19 protein-coding genes and 1 other annotated feature are annotated in these 17,644 nt (G+C 39.8%); of the genes, 3 read left to right on the forward strand and 16 right to left on the reverse strand.

What is annotated here, in order from left to right; all coding sequences use genetic code 11:
- Positions 1 to 8: 8 nt before the first annotated feature.
- The 13 genes from P3T75_RS12910 to P3T75_RS12970 all read right to left on the reverse strand — a co-directional run bounded on the left by P3T75_RS12910 (position 9) and on the right by P3T75_RS12970 (position 11,368).
- A complete protein-coding gene (locus P3T75_RS12910; protein ID WP_206902658.1) occupies positions 9 to 449 on the reverse strand; it encodes a GNAT family N-acetyltransferase in 441 nt (146 codons plus the stop codon).
- A gap of 91 nt (positions 450 to 540) precedes the next feature.
- Positions 541 to 843: a Veg family protein gene (locus P3T75_RS12915; protein WP_396139821.1), complete on the reverse strand. Its 303-nt coding sequence runs from the start codon at positions 841 to 843 to the stop codon at positions 541 to 543.
- Positions 844 to 918: 75 nt separating this feature from the next.
- Complete coding sequence (locus P3T75_RS12920; protein ID WP_206902659.1) at positions 919 to 1,494, reverse strand: sigma-70 family RNA polymerase sigma factor; 576 nt, start codon at positions 1,492 to 1,494, stop codon at positions 919 to 921.
- 98 nt (positions 1,495 to 1,592) lie between these two features.
- Entirely contained in the window at positions 1,593 to 2,120 is a 528-nt protein-coding gene (locus P3T75_RS12925) for an NYN domain-containing protein (RefSeq protein ID WP_206902660.1), read from the reverse strand.
- 1 nt (position 2,121) lies between these two features.
- The gene (gene rlmB / locus P3T75_RS12930; RefSeq protein WP_206902661.1) at positions 2,122 to 3,030 is read right to left on the reverse strand and encodes a 23S rRNA (guanosine(2251)-2'-O)-methyltransferase RlmB; all 909 of its coding nucleotides are present in this window, start codon (positions 3,028 to 3,030) and stop codon (positions 2,122 to 2,124) included.
- On the reverse strand, positions 3,020 to 3,418 hold the full coding sequence (locus P3T75_RS12935) for a Mini-ribonuclease 3 (protein WP_206902662.1): 399 nt from the start codon (positions 3,416 to 3,418) through the stop codon (positions 3,020 to 3,022). The genes rlmB and P3T75_RS12935 overlap by 11 nt, the downstream gene beginning before the upstream one ends.
- Complete coding sequence (gene cysS / locus P3T75_RS12940; protein WP_206902663.1) at positions 3,415 to 4,827, reverse strand: cysteine--tRNA ligase; 1,413 nt, start codon at positions 4,825 to 4,827, stop codon at positions 3,415 to 3,417. Before cysS ends, P3T75_RS12935 begins: the two co-directional genes overlap by 4 nt.
- On the reverse strand, positions 4,824 to 5,354 hold the full coding sequence (gene epsC / locus P3T75_RS12945) for a serine O-acetyltransferase EpsC (protein WP_206902664.1): 531 nt from the start codon (positions 5,352 to 5,354) through the stop codon (positions 4,824 to 4,826). Before epsC ends, cysS begins: the two co-directional genes overlap by 4 nt.
- 479 nt (positions 5,355 to 5,833) lie before the next feature.
- Positions 5,834 to 6,034 (reverse strand) — a binding site (T-box leader).
- Between the two features lie 68 nt (positions 6,035 to 6,102).
- Positions 6,103 to 7,560, reverse strand: coding sequence for a glutamate--tRNA ligase (gene gltX, locus P3T75_RS12950; RefSeq protein ID WP_282461812.1), 1,458 nt, complete (start codon positions 7,558 to 7,560; stop codon positions 6,103 to 6,105).
- Positions 7,557 to 8,057, reverse strand: coding sequence for a 2-C-methyl-D-erythritol 2,4-cyclodiphosphate synthase (ispF, locus tag P3T75_RS12955; protein ID WP_282462613.1), 501 nt, complete (start codon positions 8,055 to 8,057; stop codon positions 7,557 to 7,559). The genes gltX and ispF overlap by 4 nt, the downstream gene beginning before the upstream one ends.
- The gene (locus P3T75_RS12960; protein ID WP_282461813.1) at positions 8,050 to 9,288 is read right to left on the reverse strand and encodes a PIN/TRAM domain-containing protein; all 1,239 of its coding nucleotides are present in this window, start codon (positions 9,286 to 9,288) and stop codon (positions 8,050 to 8,052) included. The genes ispF and P3T75_RS12960 overlap by 8 nt, the downstream gene beginning before the upstream one ends.
- A 134-nt stretch (positions 9,289 to 9,422) precedes the next feature.
- The gene (gene radA / locus P3T75_RS12965) at positions 9,423 to 10,793 is read right to left on the reverse strand and encodes a DNA repair protein RadA (protein ID WP_206903053.1); all 1,371 of its coding nucleotides are present in this window, start codon (positions 10,791 to 10,793) and stop codon (positions 9,423 to 9,425) included.
- A gap of 62 nt (positions 10,794 to 10,855) precedes the next feature.
- The gene (locus P3T75_RS12970; RefSeq protein WP_282461814.1) at positions 10,856 to 11,368 is read right to left on the reverse strand and encodes a dCTP deaminase/dUTPase family protein; all 513 of its coding nucleotides are present in this window, start codon (positions 11,366 to 11,368) and stop codon (positions 10,856 to 10,858) included.
- 638 nt (positions 11,369 to 12,006) lie between these two features.
- Between P3T75_RS12970 and proB the strand changes: the two genes are divergently transcribed.
- Both proB and P3T75_RS12980 read left to right on the forward strand, forming a co-directional pair.
- Complete coding sequence (gene proB / locus P3T75_RS12975) at positions 12,007 to 12,810, forward strand: glutamate 5-kinase (protein WP_282461815.1); 804 nt, start codon at positions 12,007 to 12,009, stop codon at positions 12,808 to 12,810.
- Positions 12,811 to 13,010: 200 nt separating this feature from the next.
- A complete protein-coding gene (locus P3T75_RS12980; protein WP_206903050.1) occupies positions 13,011 to 14,258 on the forward strand; it encodes a glutamate-5-semialdehyde dehydrogenase in 1,248 nt (415 codons plus the stop codon).
- Between the two features lie 409 nt (positions 14,259 to 14,667).
- On the opposite strand, the gene P3T75_RS12985 is transcribed toward P3T75_RS12980, so the two are convergent.
- Complete coding sequence (locus P3T75_RS12985; protein WP_282461816.1) at positions 14,668 to 14,985, reverse strand: hypothetical protein; 318 nt, start codon at positions 14,983 to 14,985, stop codon at positions 14,668 to 14,670.
- Between the two features lie 113 nt (positions 14,986 to 15,098).
- Complete coding sequence (locus tag P3T75_RS12990; protein ID WP_230709663.1) at positions 15,099 to 15,389, reverse strand: hypothetical protein; 291 nt, start codon at positions 15,387 to 15,389, stop codon at positions 15,099 to 15,101.
- A 299-nt stretch (positions 15,390 to 15,688) separates the two neighbouring features.
- On the opposite strand from P3T75_RS12990, the gene P3T75_RS12995 reads away from it, so the two are divergent.
- Positions 15,689 to 15,991, forward strand: coding sequence for a hypothetical protein (locus P3T75_RS12995; RefSeq protein WP_282461817.1), 303 nt, complete (start codon positions 15,689 to 15,691; stop codon positions 15,989 to 15,991).
- Between the two features lie 56 nt (positions 15,992 to 16,047).
- Here the strand turns inward: P3T75_RS12995 and P3T75_RS13000 are convergent, their stop codons facing one another.
- Positions 16,048 to 17,250, reverse strand: coding sequence for an MFS transporter (locus P3T75_RS13000; RefSeq protein WP_282461818.1), 1,203 nt, complete (start codon positions 17,248 to 17,250; stop codon positions 16,048 to 16,050).
- Positions 17,251 to 17,644 lie beyond the last annotated feature (394 nt).

Here is a 17,644-nt window from a genome sequence, read left to right on the forward strand (position 1 = left end):
GAGACTCTTTAAAGTGCTTCTTGCTGCATATCGATATGGGGAATATCGTCTTCTAAATAGATTTCAGAAATGGCTTTAAAACCAAAGCTGGCATAAAAATCTTGCAGGTAAGCTTGAGCGCCAATGACAATTTTTTTACCTGGAAATCTTTCTTTGATAACAGCAAGCGTCTTGGCAACAACTTTCTTTCCTAAGCCTGTGCCACGGAAATTTTTGTTCACGAGCACCCGGCCAAAATGCACCGCTTTTGCTTCTTCATAAATTCGGGTATACGCCGCAATTTGTCCATCTTCTGTGACAAAGTACGTGTGTAGTGCCACTTCATCGGTTTCATCAATTTCTTGATAGGGACAATTCTGCTCTACGACAAAAACTGCGACCCGCTCTTTTGCCACTTGATAAAACTCTTTGGTCGTTAATTCAGCAAAACTCTTTACAATATATTCCATTTCTACCTCCTCAGGTTGAACGATAAATATGTGGTAAATTCTAGCTAAATATTAAAAAAATACGAAAGCCCAGCTGAGCCTTCGTAATTTTTTATATTGCATCACCTAAAAATTCGATTTCGACAGTGCGAGTTAAAACATCGGAATAACTGTAGGAAACTCGTTCGAAAGAATTTTCTTCTGGATCTAAATCGACTACGAAGACAGAAGGGTATGTTTCTGTAAGAATCCCTTTGCGTTCGGTTTGACGTTTACGACCAGTTTGAGCCACCAGCATAATTTCACTGCCAATGCGACATTCTAAATCTTTTTTGATAGAAGCTAAAGTTGTTGGCATCGCGTTCACCTCGCTTGCCATCTTATCACATTTTTCTGAAAATTTCAAGTTTATCATAATTTTTTTGTCGTTTCAATACTGAATTTCACGTTATTTTTTTCCTTTTTAAAAGGTTCTATTTTCAAAAAAATTTCAAGAGCTCATTTTCATTTCCTTGCGGATTTTCCGGCGCGCCCGTTCTAAGGCACACCCAATTTTTTGCTGACTCATGGCACGTTGATAGGCATAATATTCCACCTGTTCTCCTTTTAAGTAAGCCTGCAATACATCCGCTTCCAACCTTGATAATAAGCAAAAAGCCACCCGCAGCTTCTCTTCTAATAATAGTTGTTCTTCGGCGAAAACGACACTTTGATTATGGGCCACTAAAAAGTCTGCCCCTTCCTTTGCTATCTTTTCTTCTAAAGAGATGGCTTCTACCATTCCCTTTCTTTTATAGGCACCTTGTTTTCGCAACTCGCTTTTTATTTTATTTTCAAAGTTGTTTCTAAAAAAGGTACCAAAAGAAACACCACGACACGTTTCATAACAAGATAAAGAATAAAAAAAACTGATACGCCCTTCTTGTAACCAATCATCGTAATCAAAATCTCGCAAATAATAGCGTCCCATCACTTTATAAATAACCGGTCGATAATCAAAAAAGAGCTTTTCAAAAACTTCCATGTGTCTCAAAACTACTTGGGGGTTAAAATCTGTTCTCATCATTTTAATGCCTCCTCCCAAATTCTCTTGCTTTTTGACTGTACCACGAAAAAAAGCCCGACCAGTTTCATCCGGCGGGCTAATCTAGGGTTGGGGAATTTTTAATTCTTTTTGCTTAATTCTTGTAACTTTTGTTGCAACTCGGAAAGTTGCAGATCATTCCAAGGCGAATTGCGGCGAAAATTACTAAATTTCAAATCTTCTTGGTGTTCTGAAATCAATTTGTTGGTTTTGTGGACTGCTTTGTACAACTCACGAGCAGAAGTCCGTAACGCACCTTGGGAGAATACCACCCACTGCTCAGCCAAATCACTCGTAGCTACTGTGACTTGGGTTAAGGCATTATTTAACTCGCCGGCAACCCGCTCAATATAACTATCGGCTGTTTCCCCTTCTTCAGTGAAAATTACTTGCAGTTGATATTTCGTATAGCGTTGGGTAATACCGGGTACAAATTGGGCATCAAAAACGACAATGATTTCTAAGCCCTCATATTTGGCATAATTTGACAACAAATTCAGCAGTGTTTCTCTTGCGTCTTCTAATTTCTCGGCTTTTTTTAGTGAAACCAATTCTGGCCAAGCACCAATCATGTTATAGCCATCGACAATTAATAGTTGTTTTTTCACCCTATTCACCTGCCCGTTGGCTGAAGGCTTGATACATCAAAAGGCCACTGGCTACGCTGGCATTTAAACTTTGAACGTGTCCGACCATAGGAATGGTCAGCAGTTCATCCACTGATTTCATCAAACCGGCACTCATCCCTTTGCCTTCATTGCCGATGATCAAACCAATTTTCCCTTTGGCATTCCACTTGCGATAATCTGTGCCTTCCATGGCGGTACCAAAAATCCAAAAGCCAGCATCTTTTAACTGCTGAACAGCTTGACTTAAATTGGTCACGCGGGCAATTGGCATATGTTCTACTGCTCCTGTTGATGTCTTCACCACAATCGGCGTAATTCCCACGGCGCGATGTTTAGGAATAATGACTCCATCAACGCCGGCAGCGTCGGCAGTACGTAAAATCGAACCAAAATTATGAGGATCTTCTAGATTATCCAAAATCAGATAAAAAGGATTTTCTTTCGTTGTTGTTTCCAGCAACTCAGCTAAGGAGAGATATTCATAAGGTGTAATCGCCAACACCATTCCTTGGTGAACCCCGCTGTCACTCATGGTATCTAATTTATTTTTAGGCACCCATTTAACCGGGACTGCTTGTTCGGTGGCCAAAGTTTTTAAGCCTTCGATTTTATCCCCACGAGCATCTTCTGCTAAAAATAATTTGTTACCGCGGCCAGCTTTTAAAGCTTCCACTACCGCATGATGACCAAAGACAAAATTTTCATTAACCTCGGTTTCTTGACTGTTGTTTGCATCGCTGAGTTTTTTATCTGCTTTAAAATTAGCTGACTTTTTGTGACGGAAATTTCCTTTGTCGTCAAAGTTTTTTCCACGTCTATTTTTATCTTTTGTGCCATAACTTGCGCGGCTTTGATTTCTTTGCAGCTTGTCATCTCGCTTATTTGCCATTTGTTTCACCTACTTTCTTGATACACCAGTCTATCAGCTCTTCTAAGCGTTCTTTTTTATTTAGCAAATGAAGATAACCCATCAACGCTTCAAAGCCCGTCGCGATGCGATACGTGGTAACATCGGCGTTTTTGGCACTGGTATGACTTTTACTATTGCGACCACGGCGATAGAACAATTCTTCCTCTTCTGTTAAAATTTTGGCAGCTAACATTTCGTTCATTAAAAAAGCTTGCGCCTTGGCTGAAACGTAGTGGGTTGCTTGTTTGTGTAATTGATTAGGACGACTTTGACCTGTAGACACTAAATAATCACGAATATAAACTTCGTAAATCGCATCTCCCACATAAGCTAGTGCCAAACCATTTAATTGTGTGTAATCTCTCATGCTTCTCGTCTCCAACGGGTACCTTGCGCGGTATCTTCTAGAATAATCCCTTGTTCTTTTAATTGATCGCGAATTTCATCACTGCGGGCAAAATCTTTATTTTGACGCGCTTCAATTCGTTTGGCAATCAATTTTTCGATTTCTTCGTCTAATAATTCATTACTGATAAAATGAATCCCAAAGACTGCCAACCACGCTTGGAATTTTTCAATCGCAGCCTGTAAAACAACTTGTGAAACGTCACTTTGCTCGGCATAGGTGTTTAGCCATTTTGCTAATTCATAAACGACTGTGATACCGTTAGCAGCATTAAAGTCATCATCCATCTCAGTGACAAACCGCTTTTCCAACTCTTGTAACTCCGCTAATTTCACGTCATCATCTGCTAAGGTGTCTTGTGCTGCTTTAAGACGGAAATTCGCATTTTCACTTGCTGTTTTTAGGCGTTGCAAATTATTAGCGGCATCTTTTAAAGTTTGCTCACTGTAGCGAATCGGGCGGCGGTATTGCGTTGTCGCCATAAAGAAACGCAAAACTTGGGGCTCAACTTTTTGAATCAAATCATGAACAGTTACAAAATTCCCTAGTGACTTACTCATTTTTTCATCATCTTCACCAATTGTCACATAACCGTTATGCATCCAATAATTTGCAAAGGTATGGCCTGTTTTTGCTTCACTTTGCGCAATCTCATTTTCATGGTGCGGAAATTCCAAATCTTGGCCACCACCGTGAATATCAATGGTATCACCCAAGTGTTTGGTGGCCATGACAGAGCATTCAATATGCCAGCCCGGACGTCCAGCTCCCCATGGTGAATCCCAAGAAATCTCTGCTGGCTTCGCACTTTTCCATAAAGCAAAATCTAATGGATCTTCTTTAATATTTTGTTCGGTGCCCGTTCGTTGGCTCGCCCCTACTTCTAATTCATCAATTGATTGATCACTTAACTTGCCGTAATTTTCAAATTTACGGGTGCGATAATACACATCGCCACCTGCTTCGTAGGCGTAGCCTTTTTCTATTAAGACGCTAATAAAATCAACGATGTCAACAATATGATCCATTACCCGCGGATGTAGCGTTGCCGGCTTAACATTTAAAGCATTGGTATCTTCTTCAAAAGCGTGAATAAAACGCTCCGCCACTGCTGGTGCTGTTACTCCAAGTTCTTTCGCCGCGCGAATAATTTTATCATCAACGTCTGTAAAATTAGACACATAATTCACCTGAAAGCCGCGGTATTCAAAGTAACGACGAATTGTGTCAAAAGCAATCGTACTTCTAGCATTGCCGATATGAATATAATTGTAAACCGTTGGCCCGCAGACATACATACGAACCTTATCTGCTTCAATTGGTTTAAATATCTCTTTTTCCCGCGTCATTGTATTGTAAATCTTTATCATATTTCAACCTTCTTTCCTGCAATTCGAACAACTTTGGCCGGGACTCCGACCGCTGTTGCTTCATCTGGAATGTCTTTTAAAACGACGGCACCAGCACCGATCTTTGCATTTTGACCAATTGTCACCGGGCCTAAAATTTGAGCATTGGCGGAAATCATCGCGCCAGTTTTTACCGTGGGGTGTCTTTTTCCACCATGTTTACCTGTACCACCTAAAGTGACACCATGAAACAATACCACATCATCGCCAACTTCTGCTGTTTCACCAATCACCACGCCCATACCATGATCAATGAAAACACCCTGACCGATTTTAGCGCCTGGATGAATCTCAATCCCCGTTAAAAAACGCTGAAATTGAGAACTTAGCCGTGCCCATAAAAACAGCTTGTGATTGTACAAAAAATGTTCAAAGCGATGCCAAAACAGCGCATGTATCCCAGGATATGTCAAAATAATTTCCAATGTGTGTCGGGCCGCCGGATCATTTTCCTTGGCCGCTTGAATCGCACGTCTCCCCCACCCCATCATGTTCCCTCCTAATTAAGATGTTCAAAATGATTGGGCTGATAGTGAGCAATAAGATAAAGGGGCTAAAGTGACGTATTTTGTCACTTAAGACACTTTTCTTATTGCCGAACTATCAAATCATTTTGAACTCGTTTTTTAGATGTTTTAGCAGCTCGTTTAGAAAATGAGCAACAAGGCAAACAAACGTGAATGATGCTTTTTGTCATTTGCGATTGTTTTCTTGTTGTCGATTTTTCTAGCTGCTAAAACTCGACTTGTAAGATGTTTAAAACAACTGGTTTGCTAGCGAGCAGTAAGGCAAAATAGATGCAATGATGCTTTTTATCATTGAAACTATTTTTCTTACTGCCGAGCTGGCAGGTTGTTTAAAACTCGATTTGCTAGATATTTTAGCAGCTCGTTTAGAAAATGAGCCAACTGAAATTTTTATACTTTTCTTATCGTAAAAAAAGCGCCCTTTAAATAAGTTTCCTTACTTAAAAGACGCTTTTGGCGTGGTTCCACTTTCATTTGAACAAAGAAATACCTACACTTTGTTCCTCATCGGTGGGTAACGTCCACAAAACGGCTTAAAGCTTGCTCCCAGGTGCATTTCCTGCCTCATTTCAGCTACTTTCCACCAGTTGTAGCCTCTCTTTAGAAAATTCCGCAGTACTTCGTCTGATCAACGCATTATTATTCAACTGAAACGAGCACTTTCCTGCCTGGGATTAACTAGTTGCATCCCGCAGGCTAAAAGTTTATTTTATAAAACTTGTTGTAAATGTGCTAGCGCTTTTTTTCTACCTAAAAGTTCAACAGTATCTGGTAATTCTGGACCATGTGTTTGACCAGAAACAGCAACTCGGATTGGCATAAATAGATTTTTACCTTTTACACCAGTTTCTTTTTGTACTTCTTTAATTGCTGCTTTGACACTTGGTGCATCCACAGTAGCCATTGCTTCAAGTTTTGCTTTAAAGGCTGTCAGTACTTGTGGTACTGTTTCTCCTGCTAAAACTTCTTTTGCAGCATCGTCTAAAACAGGGTGTTCTATAAAGAACAATTCAGACAATTCAACGATTTGCGCAGCATAACTCATTTGTGGTTGATACAAGGCTACGATTTTTTTCACTCGTTCCATGTCTTCAGCAGATAAATCTTCTGCTATACGTTCAGCTTTTTTAAGGTAAGGTAGGCACATATCTGTTAAAACGTCTAAGTCCATTGCTTTAATGTAGTGGTTGTTGACCCATTCTAATTTTTTGGCATCAAAAGCTGCTGGCGATTTGCTCAAACGATTTGGATCAAACATTTTAATTAATTCGTCTTGGCTAAAAATTTCATCTTCGCCTACTGGTGACCAACCTAATAAAGCAATAAAGTTAAACATAGCTTCTGGCAAGTAGCCTAATTCACGGTATTGTTCGATAAATTGTAGAATCGATTCGTCCCGTTTGCTTAATTTTTTACCAGTTTCAGAATTAATAATTAAGGTCATATGGCCAAATTCTGGTGCTTTCCAGCCAAATGCTTCATAAATCATTAATTGTTTTGGTGTGTTGGCGATATGATCATCCCCCCGTAAAACGTGGGTGATTTTCATCAAATGATCATCCACAGCAACGGCAAAGTTGTAAGTTGGCATGCCATCACGTTTTTGAATAACAAAGTCGCCGCCGACATTATCCGATTCAAAAGTGATTTCACCTTTCACCATATCGTGAAATTGATATTCAGTATTTTTTGGTACGCGGAAACGAATAACTGGTTTTAAACCTTCTGCTTCTTTTTTTGCTTGTTCTTCTGGCGTTAAGTTTGCACATTTACCAGAGTAGTGAGGCATCTCGCCACGAGCACGTTGCGCTTCTCTTTCTTCTTCTAATTCTTCAGGGGTACAGTAACATTTATACGCCCGGTTTGAAGCAAGTAATTGATCAATTAGCGGTTGGTAAATATCGGCTCTTTCTGATTGACGATAAGGGCCGTATTCCCCCGGATTTGCTGGAGATTCATCCCAGTTCATTCCCAACCATTTTAAATTATCCAATTGGCTTTTTTCGCCGTCTGCAATGTTACGCTTTGTATCGGTATCTTCAATGCGGATAATGAAGTCTCCACCATTATGGCGGGCAAATAAATAGTTGAATAGCGCTGTTCTGGCATTACCAATGTGTAAGTGTCCAGTTGGGCTTGGTGCGTAACGCACGCGGATTTTAGTCATCTAATCGCTTCCTTCGAGTTATTTTCAAGTAGGGTAACAGCCAGCGCCGCAATCGCTTCATTGCGACCAACAGGCCCTAATTGTTCCATTGTTGTGGCTTTAATACTAAGCTGATTTTCTTCTAACTGACAAATTTCACAAAGCACTTGCCGCATTTGGGAAATAGAGTCCGCAAGTTTCGGCTGTTCAGCTAGAATTGTACAATCAATATTGTGAATAGTAAAGCCAAGCGACCACGCTTTTTGCAAAACTATCGTCAATAGTTTGGTGGAAGCGGCATTTTTTACTGTAGGATCACTAGCAGGAAACATCTGACCGATATCGCCTAAACCTGTCGCTCCTAAAAGTGCGTCAATAATCGCATGGGTCAAACAATCCCCATCGGTCACCCCAGCTAAACCGAGCTTTTGCGGGTGGGTGATTTGGATGCCACCTAAAATTAACGGCCGTCCTTTCACCAAGGGATGTAAATCATAGCCTTGCCCAATTCTAAGCATTTTTGCGGCCTTTATTCCGATTTTTTTGATTGCCATTTTGACTGTTTTGATTTTGATTGCCATTATTTGTCGGATTGTTATTTGTATTAGCTGCAACTTCTGCCGCGTCTGCATTTTCTGGCTTCACGTCATCAATACCACGACCAGAATGTGCCGGTTTAGCAAAAATCATGCGACCAGCGGCCGTTTGTAAGGCACTGGTTACCACGACTTTGATTCGTTCATTCATATAGTGCTGGCCATCTTCTACGACAACCATCGTACCGTCATCTAAATACGCAACCCCTTGTTGGCGCTCAGTGCCGGCTTTAACTAACAAGACATCCATTGTTTCCCCAGGAATAACGACTGGTTTAACCGCATTAGCCAACGCATTGATATTTAAAACCGGAACATTTTGAAACTCAGCGACTTTGTTTAAGTTGTAATCATTTGTGACTACGACCCCATCCAAAAGTTTAGCTAGTTTAATCAGTTTGCTGTCAACTTCTTGAATATCTTCAAAGTCACCATCATACATCTCAACTGAAATATCTTCTTCTTTTTGTAAAGCATTCAAAATATCCAAGCCGCGGCGTCCCCGCACCCGTTTTAGACTATCACCAGAGTCGGCAATATATTGCAATTCGTATAAAACAAAATTAGGAATTAAAAGTGTCCCTTCTAAAAAGCCGGTTTTGGCAATGTCGTAAATGCGACCGTCGATAATGACACTTGTATCCAAAATCTTATAGCGATGAAAAGTATCGCCTGCTTTACGTTCTAAAATTTGTTGTTGGGTTTCTTCCGTTTTCTTGGATTTCGGTGTGAAAATTTTCTTCCACTCGTCAATTCGTGTTACCCCCACTTGAAAACCAAAATAGCCCAGTAAAATCATCACGAAAAACGGCAAGAAACTCGTCACAAAAGGAATGTTCAAATTGTACAAAGGAATTGAAATAATCATCCCAATCATCAAGCCGATAATCGTCCCAATCGCACCAAAAAGCAGATAGGTTAGACTAATTTCACTTAATTTTTTCTCAATATAAGACAAGCCAGCAGAAATATAACGCTCCAATACCAACGCGAATAAAAAGAAAATAATTGCGCCAATCAAAATGTTGGTAAAGGGATTGTTTAGCCACTGATTGCCGGTCATTCCGATCGTATCCCACGCCATGGGTAAAAATGAAGCTCCCAAGCTTGCGCCAGCTACGACCATTAATAAGATAATGATCCGTCGTTGCATAACAAAACTCCTCCGATTTTTTTGCTACTGAATTAGAAAAGATAAAAAGATGAAAAAGCGATCTCATCTGCTTACCTTTTCAAAATCAGTGCGACTTTCTTAACTTGCAGCCAGAAAGAAGAATATAACAATTTTTAACTAAAAACTTTTTTTAATGTTTCTGCCAGTGTTGCAACACCGACAACTTGAATACCTTTTGGTGCATCCCAACCGCTTAAATTATTTTTAGGCAAGTAAACTTTGGTAAAGCCCAGCTTTTGTACTTCTTTGACCCGCTGTTCAATATTGGATACCCGTCTAATTTCACCGGTTAAACCAATCTCACCAATAAAACATTCCGTTGGGCTGGTGCCTTTTTCCTTGTAGCTAGATGCAATTGCTACTGCAACAGCCAAATCAATGGCTGGTTCATTTAATTTCACACCACCGGCGGCTTTCAAGTAGGCATCTTGATTTTGCAACAATAGTCCGGCGCGTTTTTCTAAAACAGCCATGATTAAGGAAACGCGATTGAAATCCAGTCCGGTAGTGGTGCGCTTGGCATTGCCAAACATCGTCGGTGTGACCAGTGCTTGAATTTCAACTAAAATTGGACGACTGCCTTCCATCGCTACCACAATCGCAGAACCTGTGGCGCCCGCCAAACGCTCCTCCAAGAAAACTTGGGAAGGATTGGCCACTTCATGCAAGCCATCTTCATGCATTTCAAAAATACCAATTTCATTGGTGGAACCAAAACGATTTTTTACGGCCCGCAAAATGCGGAACGTGTGATGCTTTTCGCCTTCAAAATACAAAACGGTATCCACCATATGCTCTAACATTCTGGGCCCGGCAATGGAGCCTTCTTTTGTCACGTGACCAACAATAAAAATAGCAATACCATTGGACTTAGCGATTTTTAACAATTCAGCCGTTGTTTCCCGCACTTGCGAAACACTTCCGGCCACACTGGTCACGTCGGGCTGTGTCATAGTTTGAATCGAGTCGATGATGACATAATCTGGGGCTAAATTTTCAATCGCGCGGGAAATTTCGTGCATATCTGTTTCCGCGTACAAATAAAATTCGGTGTTAATGGAGCCCAAACGTTCGGCCCGCATTTTTATTTGCTCGGCACTTTCTTCACCGGAAACATATAACACTTTGCCACCTGATTCTGCCAACTGCTGCGAAACTTGCAAGAGCAACGTTGATTTCCCAATACCGGGGTCCCCGCCGATTAACACCATCGAGCCCGGTACCACACCGCCACCTAAAACACGGTTTAATTCTGCTAATTTCGTTTTAACCCGCGGTTCTTTTTTCGGAATAACATCGGCAATTTTCGTAGGTTTCGTTTTCTCACCAGTTAAACTGGTACGCACGCGGCGATCTGTTGTATCTTGGATGACCACTTCCACCATTGAATTCCAACTACCGCAATTGGGACATTTCCCGAGATATTTTGGTGAGATATAGCCGCAATGTTGACATTCAAATTGGACTTTTGGCTTTTTAGCCACAATCATCCCTCCATTTTATTTTAGCATACCAGAGGCATTCCCCCTGTACTAAACGTGTCTTTTTACTTATTTGATGAACCAAAACCACCCGTACGCACAGCTGCAGTGTCATCTTGGTCAGCTTTTAGAAATGGCAAGAAAATCCCCTGCCCAATTCGCTCGCCTTTTTTAATCACGACATCCGCTAGACCAAAGTTAGTGAATTGAAACATAATATGCCCTTCATTATCAGGATTATCATAGTAATCACTATCAATAACCCCGACACCATTGGTTAAAACCAAAAAGCGTTTTAACGGATTGCTAGAACGATTAGCCAACTGTAAAAATTCTTCTTGTCCCATGTAAGCCTTAATTCCGGTCGGAACTAAAATAGGCTTCAAAAATTTGCCGCCATCTTTAGCAGCTTTCAAAGCTTTTAGCCCGCTTACTAAACCTTCGTGCCAAATACTTGGAATAACAACATCTTGGGCCGCTTCAAAATCATAACCTGCCGCATGATTGGTTGCCCGCTTTGGCAAGGAAATATCTTGATCTAAAAAATGTGAAACTACTTCAAAACCTCGTGTACGCAAATGAGTACCTCCTAAAATTGCAATCAAATGAAAAATAATTTTTTAATCTTTACAAGGATCTGTGACATTAATATAATTACAGCCCTTATTTACGGATAAACAGTGGTCCAGAAATAGCTTTTTTGGCAACAAGAGGAAATTTCACAAAAATTTGTGAAACAATTTTTGAAAAATCCCCATCTTGGTTTAAAAACTGAACACTTCTGTCCCAACCTCTTGCAAATCTGCTTATTTTACATAACGTTATTTTAGCATAATTAGCGCATTTTTTTATGAATTCAAAACAATAATACGAAAAATTTCGCAAATTCCATATAATCTTCAAAAATCAGTCCTTAAACTTATTTCTTTCTTATTTTTCATCTGTAAAAATTCGTTTTTTAAGATCGTAAAATTTAGCTTTTATCCCGAGAGAAAAAAACAAAAACGACCCATAAAGACGATCGTTTTAGGAAAACAACAGGTGAAATTTTTAACAAAACCAAGTACAATGAATAAAAACTAGCGGTAAATTAGGATTTTAAATCAAACTTACGTCTACTTGCAATTGGTTGTTGCTAAAATAAGAGCGCAACGCAGACGCATCAAAAATTTTTTCCTACACTGCCTTTACCTACAACTTCACAAGGAGTCATGATATGGAACGTGAATTTTTAAAAACCGCTCAGCGGATTGTCATTAAAATCGGTACCAGCTCCCTGATTTATCCCAACGGCAATATTAATTTAGCTGGCATTGATCAATTGGCTTTTGTTTTAACGGACTTAAAAAATAGAGACAAAGAAGTCGTCTTGGTTTCTTCTGGCGCAATCGGCGTGGGGATGAATAAGCTTCACCTAAAAGAACGCCCCGCCACAATTCCAGAACAACAGGCCGCAGCCGCGGTGGGGCAAGCAGAATTGATGAACATTTACAATCAGCGTTTTTTGACCTACAGCCAGCAGACCGCCCAAGTGTTACTAACCCGAGACATTGTCGAATTTCCCGAAAGTCGCAAAAATGTGGTCAACACCTTGGAACAGCTCTTAAAAATGGGGATTATTCCCATCATCAACGAAAACGATACTGTCGCTATTGATGAATTGGATCATCAAACCAAATTTGGTGATAACGACCAGCTTTCAGCCATTGTAACCCAGCTTGTTAAAGGGGACTTATTGGTGATGCTGTCTGATATTGACGGATTTTATTCTGGCAACCCTGCAAAAAATAAAAACGCGATTTTATTTCATACCATCCACGAAATAACACCGGAAATTTGGGATTTCGCTGGTGATAAGGGCTCGAAATTCGGCACTGGCGGTATGATCAGTAAATTAAATGCTGCAAAGCGAATTTTAGCCACTGACAGTGCCATGGTTTTGGCTAACGGCCAGAAACCACAAGTTATTTTCGATATTTTAGCCGGCAAGCAAATCGGCACGCTTTTTTGCCGGGCCTAACCTTTATTGGCTAACTAAAATATCCTGCTAATAACACTACCTTTGCGACTTTCTTTTTACTAGAACTTAAGCTTTCAAGTAAACTTGCTCGCATTTTGCATAAAAGGTTCTATAATAATGGCAACCGAGTAAACAGTTTGACTATCTACGTGACAAAAAATAAAAAGGCATGCTGTAAAAACGCTAAAAGGAGGAAAAACATGTTTGATTTAACCGTTTTAGGGCAACAGGCTAAAAAAAGTTCCCGGCAATTGGCACTCATGTCCACAACACGCAAAAATGAATTATTGGAATTAATGGCACAAGCGCTTTTGGCTAATAAAACAGATATTTTAGCTGCCAATCAAAAAGACTTGGACAACGCAAGTGATAACGGTATCTCAGCTGTGATGCAAGATCGCTTGCGCTTAACTAGCCAGCGTATTGAGGAAATGGCGAGCGGCATCCGCCAAGTTATTTCATTGGCTGATCCAATTGGTGAAGTGGAAAAAATGTGGAAAAACACGGATGGTTTGATGATTGGGCGTCAAAAAGTGCCTTTAGGGGTCATCGGCATCATTTACGAATCACGGCCAAATGTGACCACCGATGCAGCGAGTTTGTGTTTTAAAACCGGCAACGCTGTGATTTTACGTGGTGGCAAAGAAGCCTTTTATTCCAACCAGATTTTAGTAGCTGTGTTACAAAACGCCTTAAAAAGTGCTGGCGTTGATGAAAATGCAGTACAATTTGTCTCTGACACAAGCCATGATGTCGCCAACCAAATGATGCGGCTAACCGAATACTTAGATGTTTTAATTCCTCGTGGCGGCGCAGGCCTCATTCGCCGCGTCAAAGAAACAGCAACAGTACCCGTAATCGAAACTGGCACTGGAAACAATCATATCTACGTGGATAAAGATGCGCAATTGGAAATGGCGATAAAAATTACCGACAACGCCAAAACACAACGTCCTTCTGTTTGTAACGCTGCTGAAACCTTACTAATTCACCAGGACGTTGCCGCCGAATTTTTGCCAAAAATTGCGGCCAAATTAGCAGAACACAACGTTGAGTTACACGCTGATAAAAGAGCAATCGCCTATTTACCACAAGCCGTTGCGGCCAAAGAAGAAGACTGGTCAACAGAATATTTGGACTACATTATGGCTGTTAAAGTCGTGGATTCCATCGATGAAGCCATTGATCATATTAATCGCTACAATACCAAACACTCAGAAGCAATTATCACGGATAATTACTTCGCTAGCCAAAAATTCTTAAACGAAGTAGACGCAGCCGCAGTTTATGTGAATGCTTCAACCCGCTTTACCGATGGTTTTGTCTTTGGCTTTGGTGCTGAAATTGGCATTTCCACCCAAAAACTACACGCCCGCGGGCCAATGGGCTTAGAAGAGTTAACCTCTACCAAATACATCATCTACGGCGATGGCCAAATCCGGGAATAAGAAAAGCAAGACAAACGCGTTTAGTCCGCAAGTATTAAGGCAGAATCTGAATAAATCGCTTATCAGATTTCTTCAGATTTTGACTTAATACCGCAGAGGACTAGTTTGTATTGCTAGACATAAAAAAGCTTTTTAAACGCGCTTAACTGCCAAGCATTAAGATGAAATTCCAATAAATTGTTCTTCAAATTTCTTGGGATTTTAACTTAATGCCGTAGGGAGTTCGTTTAAAAAACTAGATTAAAAAAGTAAGACAAACGCGTTTAGTCCGCAAAAATTAAGTTTAATCCTGTGATTTTCAACAAAAAACACGAAAAAATTGTACTATCCTTCAAAAAGTGAGCTTTAAAGGCTGCTTTTTGCGGGTATGATACAAATTTTTCGTGTTTTTTAATTTTTAAATTCAAGCTTAAACCTTTTGCAACAAGCTACGAATGGCTGCAATTTTTTTTGCATCCAATTTTTTTAAGCGCAAGCAACTTTTACCCATGTTGCTTTTTTTAAAGACATCCTCATATTTGGGTAATAAGGGTTCCCCCGCTTCTTTAGGGAATAAATACAAATTTACCGTCTTTTCATACTGTTTTAAAGAAACTTTAGGTACGCCATCAGCATTTAGCGGAAATAGCCAGCCCAAACCAGTAAACTTGCCCACGGTGTATGTTTTACCTTTTTCTTGCAATTCTTCTTCAATAATTTGAATTAATTTTTGATATAACGCATCCATTTCAGCAGCCCTTTTCTATTTGACCCAACTAACCCTTTAAGCCAATATTATTTAGCCAGAGTATAACGTATCTGTCTTGTTTCCCCGAATTCTTTGCCTTGGTGGGGTAAAATTTAGTTTTTACGTTGCCGCCAAATTGCTAATAATGCCAGAATGCTGCCTAAGCCAAAAGCAAAAATATTACGCAAGCTTTTGCCCGTAAATTTACTGCCTGCTCTTTGATTTAGGTTCGGTTCAACGTGGGGGGATAAAACCGGTGGCGTCTTAAGTGTCGGATTAGTAGTATTCTCTACTGTATTGTTCAACACTGTAGCTTGTGGTAGCACTTGTGTGGTTGGGATAACAAAATTCCCACCAATATTCAATGCGAAAAGCACTAAAAAACTCGTTAACAATTTACTCATGCTACCACCCCTTTCACTTTTAAATTCATCTTCATTTATTGTAGCAAAAAGATTAGATTTTTTCTAATCTTAAATTCATTTGTTAGCTGTCAAAATTTTAAATAAAATAAAAAATATTGATTTAATCGCAAACAAAATGAAATTCAGCAATAAATTTCTTTAATCAGATTTTAAAAATAATACCGATTTCTTTTCTAATTTTCGTAATCGCAGGCAAAAGAGGTTACAATTGTTTCATGTGAAACATTGTCTCTTAAACGTAACAAATTCTTACTAACAAGCATAAGAAAGGAAATAAAATGACATATTCTGTGAGTGAAGGTCTATTTGTGATTTTTATTACTTTAGTGGGAATGGGATTTTTACTGGGACTGACCTGGAAAGTTCCCTTTCAAAAAATAGACTACTTTTTATTAGCTGTCACAATTATCTGCTATGTATTCGATACGATTTGGTGGTGGTTTGACCTCCATTTTAAATGGAGTGATTGGTATTTTACATTTCACGGTCACAGGGAACAGGTAACGATTTTCTTTATTGTCGCCGCGATTAGTTTTTGTTCTTTAATTGTGCTTCGTTTAAAAAAAATGAAAAAAATCTGAATAAAAAAACCGGCGTGTTGACTATTGAAGTAGACAGATACGCCGGACTATTTATTTTAATGTTCTGGTGCTGTTGCTTGTGAATGCATGGCTTTTAAGCCTGGTAACGTCAGCATCACGGCTAAACTAAGCAAATAGATGACCGACAAGAAAACAATCACGGTCACCAAGGAATAGTGATCCATCAAAAAGCCAATTACAACCGATGAAAAACCACCAATTGCCCGCCCAACGTTCATGATGAAATTATTGGCTGTCGCCCGAATCGTGGTCGGATATAAGCTACTGATAATCGCACCATAACCGCCGTACATGCCATTAATGAAGTAGCCGACAATTACCGCCGCTGCTAGTAGCGTCCATTTATCGTGGGCTAAAACAATTAAAAAGACGGAAGCAGACGAGCAAATCAAAAATACGCCATAGGCTAAACGCGGCCCTAATTTATCCATCACCGTGCCAAAGGTCATCATCCCCAGACACATGCCTAAAATTGTACTAATCATCCACAAAGAAGAACCAGAAACAGACAAGTGCAGCTGCTTTTGCATAATAGAAGGCAGCCAGTTCATTAAACCAAAATAACCAGCAATTTGTACTGTGACCATTAAACTTAAACCAACTGTTTGCCAGGCTGTTGCTTTGTCAGCAAAAAGAAGTGAGAATTTTCCTGCGCTTTTATCTTTGTGACTCGCCGCAAATGATTCTGGTTCTTTTAGCCCTTTGCGAATATCCAAAACCAAAAGAACAGGGATAACCCCAATCACGTATAGCATTTTCCAACCTAGCAGTGGAATGATAAGAGAAGCTAAAACGGCGGCCAAAATAGCCCCTACTTGCGCGCCAATTGCAGCTGTTGAGGTTGCGCGTCCCAGATGTTTCTTTGAAAAAGTCTCTGAAATAAGTGACATACAAGCGCCGTATTCACCACCGGCACCAATGCCAGCAATAAAACGGAAAAGATAAACGAGATAAATATTTGAAGCAAAAAACATTAATACCGAAGCTAACGAAAAAATAATAACGGTTTGCGAGAAAACTTTAACGCGACCAAATTTGTCGGCTAAAATACCGAAAATAATACCCCCTACTAACATACCAAGATTGGTAATCGTAGAGATAAAGCCAGCTTGGGTGCCTGTGATGCCAAAAGTTGTAATCATAGTCGACAAGGAGAAGGATAAAAACATGATATCCATGTTTTCTAGAGCAATCCCCGCTGAGGTAGAAACCAATACTTTTCGTTGATATTTTGACATAAAAAACACCTTTCTTAAATCCGACGCTGACATTTAGCGTTTATTTACGACAGTAGAAGGAATTTTGGGCAAAAAAAATTTGTGGCGTTTTACCGCTGCCAATTTTTTTCACATCAGTATTTTTCTACCGCGCCATAAACGACTGAAGGTGCGTGGGATTTTTAAAAGATTTTACCCTTATTTGGCAGAAAAACAAGGCTCTTCTGACATTTCCATGTTAGGTTTCATTTCTTAAAGTAAATCAGTTTACGTCATTATCCTAGAAAACTTTCAGAAAATTACCCTTAATTACACATAGCAAAAATCTCATTAAACTTTTTTTCTTCTAATAAAAAAACAAGTGATTTTCTTCTTTGTTTGTGAAGATCTATACAATGATTTCCCTGCGGTATTT

Source organism: Enterococcus montenegrensis (assembly GCF_029983095.1).
Taxonomy (GTDB): domain Bacteria; phylum Bacillota; class Bacilli; order Lactobacillales; family Enterococcaceae; genus Enterococcus_C; species Enterococcus_C montenegrensis.

Bases quoted from the DNA above. Each gene is read 5' to 3' on its own strand.
- P3T75_RS12910 (WP_206902658.1), bottom strand. From the start codon at position 449: ATGGAATATATTGTAAAGAGTTTTGCTGAATTAACGACCAAAGAGTTT.
- P3T75_RS12915 (WP_396139821.1), bottom strand. From the start codon at position 843: ATGATAAACTTGAAATTTTCAGAAAAATGTGATAAGATGGCAAGCGAG.
- P3T75_RS12920 (WP_206902659.1), bottom strand. From the start codon at position 1,494: ATGATGAGAACAGATTTTAACCCCCAAGTAGTTTTGAGACACATGGAA.
- rlmB (WP_206902661.1), bottom strand. From the start codon at position 3,030: ATGGCAAATAAGCGAGATGACAAGCTGCAAAGAAATCAAAGCCGCGCA.
- P3T75_RS12935 (WP_206902662.1), bottom strand. From the start codon at position 3,418: ATGAGAGATTACACACAATTAAATGGTTTGGCACTAGCTTATGTGGGA.
- cysS (WP_206902663.1), bottom strand. From the start codon at position 4,827: ATGATAAAGATTTACAATACAATGACGCGGGAAAAAGAGATATTTAAA.
- epsC (WP_206902664.1), bottom strand. From the start codon at position 5,354: ATGGGGTGGGGGAGACGTGCGATTCAAGCGGCCAAGGAAAATGATCCG.
- gltX (WP_282461812.1), bottom strand. From the start codon at position 7,560: ATGACTAAAATCCGCGTGCGTTACGCACCAAGCCCAACTGGACACTTA.
- ispF (WP_282462613.1), bottom strand. From the start codon at position 8,057: ATGCTTAGAATTGGGCAAGGCTATGATTTACATCCCTTGGTGAAAGGA.
- P3T75_RS12960 (WP_282461813.1), bottom strand. From the start codon at position 9,288: ATGCAACGACGGATCATTATCTTATTAATGGTCGTAGCTGGCGCAAGC.
- proB (WP_282461815.1), top strand. From the start codon at position 12,007: ATGGAACGTGAATTTTTAAAAACCGCTCAGCGGATTGTCATTAAAATC.
- P3T75_RS12980 (WP_206903050.1), top strand. From the start codon at position 13,011: ATGTTTGATTTAACCGTTTTAGGGCAACAGGCTAAAAAAAGTTCCCGG.
- P3T75_RS12985 (WP_282461816.1), bottom strand. From the start codon at position 14,985: ATGGATGCGTTATATCAAAAATTAATTCAAATTATTGAAGAAGAATTG.
- P3T75_RS12990 (WP_230709663.1), bottom strand. From the start codon at position 15,389: ATGAGTAAATTGTTAACGAGTTTTTTAGTGCTTTTCGCATTGAATATT.
- P3T75_RS12995 (WP_282461817.1), top strand. From the start codon at position 15,689: ATGACATATTCTGTGAGTGAAGGTCTATTTGTGATTTTTATTACTTTA.
- P3T75_RS13000 (WP_282461818.1), bottom strand. From the start codon at position 17,250: ATGTCAAAATATCAACGAAAAGTATTGGTTTCTACCTCAGCGGGGATT.